This is a genomic window from Otariodibacter sp. (assembly GCF_029256985.1).
GTDB lineage: Bacteria > Pseudomonadota > Gammaproteobacteria > Enterobacterales > Pasteurellaceae > Otariodibacter.
This window is the reverse complement of sequence record NZ_JARIDQ010000047.1, coordinates 1-7,427: the sequence shown is the minus strand read 5'-3', so window position 1 is coordinate 7,427 and position 7,427 is coordinate 1. Positions and strand designations below refer to the sequence as shown.

Below are 7,427 nucleotides of genomic sequence, written 5' to 3'. Positions count from 1 at the left end.
AAAATACGATTATTCGGGTATTTTTCATTGAGTTCGGTTAAATGAGTTGTGCCAAGCATAATATTGTTAAATGGCGAGACAAGATCTCGTTCTCCACTATAAACTAACTCATTATTTTTCGCGGTTTCACTAGCAGTAGTTGGTAGCATTTGCATTAAGCCAATCGCATTAGCGTAGGAACGAGCCTGAAAATTCCACGCACTTTCTTGTCGAGCAATTGCCATAGCAAAACTTTTCTGAATCGGTTTATTAGCTAAATTTAAATCAAACCAATCTGAATAAGCATTCGGTAAGCGTAACTGAATGTGATCCCACGCTTTTGATCTTATCGTGCCGTCTACAACCAAATCATACCAATCTTGCTGTAACGCATATTCAGATAATGCTAATTGTTCCTCAAAACTGACCGCTTGTAATAAGTCGCCCCACGCTAATTTTGCAGTACCTAAACGATTCAATATTCTTAATTCTTGAATACGCTCTAACTGGCGAGCAAATTGCGCTTTTTGCTCTTCCGTAAGAGATTTAATCGGTGGAATATCCAATATATAAGGTTGTTTCAAAAGTTGAGCCGCCAACATTGGATAAAAACCTCGCTCTGTGACTAACTCTTTTAATATCGCTTCTCGCTGTGCTTTATCTGAACTTGCTTTAGCTTGCCAGTACCGCCACTCTTGCTTATTTTTAGATGTATCAGATAACAATGCTAACCAAGGATTCAAATCGGCTTTTTCTCGAATCGCAATTCTTAAACGTCTTTCTGTCAAATTATCCACTTTAAGCTGTTTAATCTGCTCATCTCGCCATTTTTGAAATGCTGAATCATTGTTATCAAATAAACGATTGAGCATAGCAACTTTCCACTCATTAATTTCGTCTTGGGTCAGTTGCCATTTTTCAGCCCATTGCTGATAATCGTCAAAACTTGAGTTTTCAGTTTGCTCTGGGAAAGTACGAATATATGAAGGAAAACTGGTTAATACTAACGCTTTATTCCATTGATCAAGCGGTAAGTTCTGCACAAATATTTGCAAATTTTTTGGCGAGGATCTTAATTTTTCAACAGTTTCCAACCATTCCGCCAACTCTTTATCTTGAGTATTGGCAATTAAATTTTTCAAGCCAACAGATGAATTTAACGCAAATAATTCTACCGCTTTAGTTTTCACTTTTTCAGCTGTTTTTAACCCACTATCTTTCCAATAGCTTTCAAGCCCACCGCAAGAATCAGGTAATGATGCGTGATTTCGCCAGTAATTTTTCTCACTACTATTGGCATTTTTCCAAAAATCACTTTGCATATCTAACAACCAAAAGGCTTCAAAATCCTGTAATAGCTTAGACATACTTTCGGTTGAAATCGCCTCACGATTTCCTGCTTGTTCTGCCTCTGGATTCGGTTGGATTCGTTCGGCTAATAATTGATATTGCGCACCCAAAACTCGGCATTGGTTTTCTACTGTTCTAGCGGGATAGGTTTCTGCATAAGCAACGAGATCCTCAAACTGCTGACGATCAAAATAAAGAGAAAATGGAATCTGATCTAGCTGATTTCGCTCGGCTATTGTAGGATATTTACGGGTAAAATTTTTGATGATCGACACACTTTTTTCAGTATCTTCCGCTTTATCTGCCATTGCTAATTCGGCTTTGAGAAATAGCCAATCCATATCCTCTTGTAAAGGATAGCCTTCTGGCACTAATCTCCTTGCGAGCGATAAAGTATAAGGAGAAAGCTTATCTTGCGACTGGGCAGCTTGCAATAATGATTCTAGCTGTAAAAAATTAGCTCGTTGTTTCAGACGATCTTGAATGGCAATTTGTTGTTCTGCTAGCCATTGTGATTTTAATTGTAATACTTCACTTTCTGAAAATACTTTAGGTGGTGTAGCAGGTGGTTGAGGGACAGTTGCCTCTTCAGCTATCGCATTTTGTATCACTGTCGTGATAAAGAGTAAACCCAAGGACTTTTTGATCATATATTCTCTCCTGATTGATGATCCTTAGAATACAAAAACCGCTTGAAGTTGCCAACAACAAGCGGTTAGTTCTATTCAAATTTTTGCATTATTCTTCAATAATCACTTTCGCAATATAATCTAAATTACGATAATGTTGGGCATAATCAATACCATAGCCCACCACAAATTCATCTGGAATCGTAAAGCCTACCCACTCGACATCAACTTCAACTTCTCGGCGAGAAGGTTTATCAAGCAAGGTACAAATTTTTACTGAACGAGGTTCTCTTAATTTTAAGATTTCACTTACTTTACTCAACGTAAAACCTGTATCAATAATATCCTCAACAATAAGCACATCCTTGCCACAAATATCACCATCTAAATCTTTTAGAATCTTCACATCACGGCTTGATTCTGTACTTGTACCGTAACTTGATGCCGTTAAAAAATCGACTTCAACAGGTAAATCTAATTGACGAACTAGATCCGCCATAAACATAAATGAACCACGCAACAGCCCCACCACCACTAAATCTTTACTGTGGTTATAGTGATAATCGTGATTAATTTCTTTTGCTAACTCAGCAATACGTTTTTGCACGTCCTCTACTGAAATAAGTGTATCAAGATGATGTTTTTTCATTATCGATCCTATTAATTCGTAAGGTGTAATAAACTTATGTGTATTACCATATAACTTGGAGAAGAATGGTAGCCCTTTTTGTCTTATTTTGCAAAAATCCCTGTTTTAATTCTCTACATTTAGTTTAATTATTACGATTCTGTTGTGATTGCTTAAATTGTTTGATCGCCAACGCTCTGCGTTTATCTAATTCAACTCGAATAGCAGCTTTTTCGAAACCGTCTTCGATCACTTTTTTGACCTCTACTTGATTCGCAATATAAAATAGATGTTTAGCATATTCGACTTGAGGATATTCTCGATCTTCAAAACCTAATCGCCCTCTTGAATCGGCTTTACACGCTAGTAAAAAATCAAAAAATCGTTGTGGTTTTCGCCACGCATCAAATTTATTAAATAATTTAATAGCGGTTTCTGGACGTAACTCCATAATTTTATGGCAATGGGTATGAAACTCTGTGACTAACTTGGCAAAATCTTTGGTGTGAGTCGGGACTTTTAAGCGATTAGCAAGCTGGCGAGTGGGTTCAACACCTTTCTGCTCGTGTCCGTAGTGATGAGGTAAAATCTCTTTAGGCGATAATGCTTTGCCTAAATCGTGGCACAAGGCAGCAAATAATACACTTTCAGGATCATTAGCTTGGTTTGCTAATTTTTTTGCTTGTTCAACCACCATTAAGGTATGGATACCGCAATCAATTTCAGGGTGATGTTTTTCTGGTTGAGGAACACCAAACAACGCATCAACTTCTGGGAATAAGACTTTTAATGCGCCAATTTTTCTCAATACTTGGAAATAAACCTGAGGAGACGGTGTTGCAAAGGCTTTTTGGGTTTCTAGCCATACACGCTCGGCAGTTAAATGATTTAACTCGCCACAAGCGGTCATTTCTCGCATGAGTTTTACCGTTTCATCTGCAATCGAAAATCCTAGCGAATGATAACGAGCAGCAAAGCGTGCCACTCTTAATACCCGTAATGGATCTTCACTAAATGCTGGGGAAACGTGACGTAAAATTTTATTGTTAAGATCGGATAAGCCTCCGTAAAAATCGTGCAACTCTCCATTCAGATCTTGAGCGATAGCATTGATAGTTAGATCTCGGCGAATCAGATCTTGCTCTAGAGTTACTTCTGGCGAGAAATCACAAATAAATCCAGTGTAGCCTTTGCCACTCTTACGTTCTGTACGGGCTAACGCATATTCTTCTCGAGTTTTTGGGTGTAAAAAAACGGGGAAGTCATTACCTACTTGCTGATAACCTTCCGCCAATAATTGCTCGGGAGTTGCCCCAACCACTAGCCAATCTTTATCCTTAACAGGCAATCCCAATAACTGATCTCGTACTGCCCCGCCAACAAGGTAAATTTCCATTATAAGCGTTCCTTAATACCACCTAATTCTTCGGTCAATTTCTCGGTAAATAAACGCAATTCTTCGGTCATTAACAAGAAATCCGCATCGAAACGTTGTGCGATATCTTCTTTCAAAATATCTTCATTTTTTTCACGAATTTCATCGGCGAATTTTACCCGAGTGAGTGTGGCATCCTCGTTCAACACAAACGAGAAATGGCTATCCCAATCCAATGCTAGTTTGGTGACGGACTTGCCTGCTGAAAGATGTAAAGCGATTTCTTCACTTTCTAAATCTTGACGTTTACAGCGAATGATACTTTCCGTATCGAAAGATTTTAATTCTGCCTCTTCAAGCAAATTGAGCCAATGGGGTGTATGCCCTTTGGCAAGCCAAGCCGTCATTGCCTCACTCGGTTGTTGGGCAAAAGAAACAGGCACAACGGGTAATGAACCTAAAGTTTTACGCAATAATGAAAGGGCATCTTCTGCTCGTTTGCTTGATGCTGAATCCACATAAACGAATTGATTGTCTAAATCTAACCAAATGGCTGTGCTTTGATGTTTACTAAAGGCTCTTGGCAACAACATCGCAATCACATCATCTTTAATCGATTGTTTTTCTGTTTTTCTTGCTTTGCGTTGTTCTTTTTGCTCAAAAATCTCGATACGAGAATCTGTTTCCTTTTTGATAACAGGGGCCGGCAATAATTTATCTTCTTTGTGTGCCACAATTAAGAATTGTTTACCTTGTGAAAAATGCAATAATTTACTGGTGACGAGTGGCGAAGACCAGCCAAATTTGCTCATATCACTTTGTTGGCAAGGGGTATATTTTGTTTGTTCAAGCTGTTGCTCAAATTCTGCCGACTCAAGCGTAAGTGGGGTCGTTAAGCGATAAACCATCACATTTTTAAACCAAAACATTTAGTAATCCTTCATTGATAGCGTAAAATACCTGTATTCTACGCTAACTGAATCAATTTACAAAAAGAGAGAATTATGATGCAACGGAAAAAGGTCACCTTTATTGGTGCGGGAAATATGGCTTTTGCGATTATTTCAGGGCTAATTAAAAGTGGTTATCCCAGTGAATTAGTGATCGCTTGCAATAAAAGTAATCAAGCTCGCCGAGATGAATTACAAAATATGGGCGTTCAAGTCAATTTATCGAACAGACAAGCGGTAGAGCAAGCTGATGTAATTATCTTAGCCATTAAACCTCAAGTAATGGCGGAAGTGTGCGCTGAATTTGCGGATGTAGATTTTTCAAATAAATGGGTTCTCTCTGTTGCTGCGGGCATTTCAGTCACTCGCTTAGAAAACTTACTCCCGACTGCAAAAAATATTATTCGCTCAATGCCGAATACCCCTTCACTTATTGGCGAAGGTCTATCGGGATTATTTGCAAAAAAATCTGTAGAACCGACCGCTTGTAAATTTGCGGAATCATTATTGTCTTCAGTTGGAAAATGTTATTGGGTAGAATCAGAAGATAAATTGAATCAAATCATTGCGATCACTGGCAGTAGTCCTGCATATTTCTTTCGCTTTATGGAAGCAATGCAACAATCTGCAATACAAATGGGATTCAGTGAACAAGATGCTCGTTTTCTTGTGCAATCCGTTGCACTAGGAGCAAGTAAAATGGTGGTAGAGAATCCCGATATCCCACTATCAACTTTACGAGAAAATGTTACTTCAAAAGGTGGGACAACCGCCCAAGCATTATCTGTTTTTGAACAAAATAATCTCTCTGAAATAGTCAATAAAGCAATGCACGCAGCCATCAAACGTGCAGAGGAAATGGAAAAACAACTATGATTAAACTGAGCCCTTTTCAATGGTCTTCTTTTAACTTTTTTGGTTTTTATTGTGCCTACGGTGTTTTATTACCGTTCCTACCCGTTTGGCTAAAACATCATGAATATGATACCGATATGATCGGGCTAATTATTTCATTGGGTTATATTTTCCGTTTTCTTGGGGCGATGTTTTTTTCACAAAAAGCCTCTAACCCTAACCGCTTAATTCCATTAAACCGTTTTCTCACTTGGGCAACTGTTGCTATTTTATTTGTGGTCGCTTGGAGTGTAGGATCAGTTTGGATGTTGTTACCTGTTATTGCTATTTTCCATATTTTTAATGGTGGTGCGATGCCTATTGGCGATACCATTGCCTCGACATGGCAACAACAAGTCAATTTAGATTACGGAAGAAGTCGCCTATTTGGCTCAATGGCTTTTGTGGTTGGTTCAGTTTCAACAGGCTTTTTACTCAATTATGTGGAAGAATCCGCGATTATTTGGATTTTAACCGCTTGGTTAATTTTCCTTGGTATAGGGTTAATGCTCAATCCCACTATTGGATTTAATCAAAGTTCAACTAACGACACACAGCCCAAAACATCAAATATTACTTACTGGCAATTATTCAAAGTACCCGAAACAATGCGAATTATGATTGCCATTTCATTAATTCAAGCATCCCATGCTGCATATTACGCTTACAGTACGATTTACTGGTCAAGTAATGGGATTAGTACACAGGATGCAAGCTTTTTATGGGCAGCGGCAGTTATTGCCGAAATCATCTTTTTCTTCTTTTCCAATAAAGCATTTAAGGCATGGAAAACTCAACATTTGATTATCTTATCCGCTATTGGTGCGATTCTACGTTGGGTAATTATTGCCTCTACCCATAATTTTATGATTTTAATTTTTGTTCAGTTGCTCCACTCGATATCCTACGCTGCAGGGCATTATACGATGATTCGTTATATTTCGTCTCAACCCGTAGAGCATATTGCGAAATTACAGGCTATCTACTTTAGTTGTGCAAGTTGTATTCTAATGGCGATATTTACCTTTATTGCAGGCTTTGTTTATCAATCGTCTCCAATGATGAGTTTCTGGCTAATGGCAATTTTTGCTTTGCCAGCGATATTTATTGCACCGAGAAAATTTGAAACAAGTTTTTAACAATTAATTGTTTTATAAAAGAAAAATCAATATTTACATTTACTTTTAAAGTTTTTAAATTATAATGCGCCGAGTAAAAAATAACGGTCCTATACTTCAAATACATTAGTTTTATCTATTAAACTTTAAGGAAAAATAAGTGAAACCTTCGAAATTAAATATTGCATTAGCTATTATAACGTCTTTAACTGTTGTTGGGTGTGGCTCTTCTAGTGGTGGTGGAGCTTCTACATCCAATAGAAACATTTCTAGCAGTAATCTTCCTAACAAAACTATTTCTAATAATACACCTCAAAATAACTCATCCAGCAACAAAACTTCTAATAGCAATATTACCAACAATACAGACGCTAACAACAAAGCGCCTGCTGATAATGCATCTAACAACAATATTGCCAACAATACAGACGCTAACAACAAAGCGCCTGCTGATAATGCATCTAACAACAATATTGCCAACAATACAGACGCTAACAACAAAGC

Annotated in this window: 7 protein-coding genes; 3 read left to right on the top strand and 4 right to left on the bottom strand. The window is 37.8% G+C overall.

All coding sequences use genetic code 11. From position 1 onward, the window contains the following. From Q1J40_RS05225 to rdgC, 4 genes are all read right to left on the bottom strand, one after another. Positions 1-1,979: transglycosylase SLT domain-containing protein (locus Q1J40_RS05225; RefSeq protein ID WP_301098992.1), on the bottom strand; the 1,979-nt coding region annotated here is incomplete at its 3' end. An 88-nt stretch (positions 1,980-2,067) separates the two neighbouring features. Continuing rightward, positions 2,068-2,607, bottom strand: a complete 540-nt coding sequence (gene hpt / locus Q1J40_RS05220; protein WP_301098991.1) for a hypoxanthine phosphoribosyltransferase — start codon at positions 2,605-2,607, stop codon at positions 2,068-2,070. A gap of 124 nt (positions 2,608-2,731) precedes the next feature. Continuing rightward, entirely contained in the window at positions 2,732-3,982 is a 1,251-nt protein-coding gene (locus Q1J40_RS05215) for a multifunctional CCA addition/repair protein (protein WP_301098990.1), read from the bottom strand. Then, positions 3,982-4,890 carry a recombination-associated protein RdgC gene (rdgC, locus tag Q1J40_RS05210; protein WP_301098989.1) on the bottom strand — a complete coding sequence of 303 codons (909 nt, stop codon included), beginning with the start codon at positions 4,888-4,890 and terminating at the stop codon, positions 3,982-3,984. Before rdgC ends, Q1J40_RS05215 begins: the two co-directional genes overlap by 1 nt. A gap of 78 nt (positions 4,891-4,968) precedes the next feature. On the opposite strand from rdgC, the gene proC reads away from it, so the two are divergent. From proC to Q1J40_RS05195, 3 genes are all read left to right on the top strand, one after another. Then, the gene (gene proC / locus Q1J40_RS05205) at positions 4,969-5,787 is read left to right on the top strand and encodes a pyrroline-5-carboxylate reductase (RefSeq protein WP_301098993.1); all 819 of its coding nucleotides are present in this window, start codon (positions 4,969-4,971) and stop codon (positions 5,785-5,787) included. Next, positions 5,784-6,944: a 3-phenylpropionate MFS transporter gene (locus tag Q1J40_RS05200; protein WP_301098988.1), complete on the top strand. Its 1,161-nt coding sequence runs from the start codon at positions 5,784-5,786 to the stop codon at positions 6,942-6,944. Before proC ends, Q1J40_RS05200 begins: the two co-directional genes overlap by 4 nt. A gap of 139 nt (positions 6,945-7,083) precedes the next feature. Continuing rightward, positions 7,084-7,427, top strand: a 344-nt coding sequence (locus Q1J40_RS05195) for a hypothetical protein (protein ID WP_301098987.1), incomplete at its 3' end; no start/stop codon positions are given.

Excerpts from the sequence above, each read along its gene's own strand:
- Q1J40_RS05200 (WP_301098988.1), top strand. The coding sequence starts at position 5,784 with ATGATTAAACTGAGCCCTTTTCAATGGTCTTCTTTTAACTTTTTTGGT.
- proC (WP_301098993.1), top strand. The coding sequence starts at position 4,969 with ATGCAACGGAAAAAGGTCACCTTTATTGGTGCGGGAAATATGGCTTTT.
- Q1J40_RS05215 (WP_301098990.1), bottom strand. The coding sequence starts at position 3,982 with ATGGAAATTTACCTTGTTGGCGGGGCAGTACGAGATCAGTTATTGGGA.
- rdgC (WP_301098989.1), bottom strand. The coding sequence starts at position 4,890 with ATGTTTTGGTTTAAAAATGTGATGGTTTATCGCTTAACGACCCCACTT.
- hpt (WP_301098991.1), bottom strand. The coding sequence starts at position 2,607 with ATGAAAAAACATCATCTTGATACACTTATTTCAGTAGAGGACGTGCAA.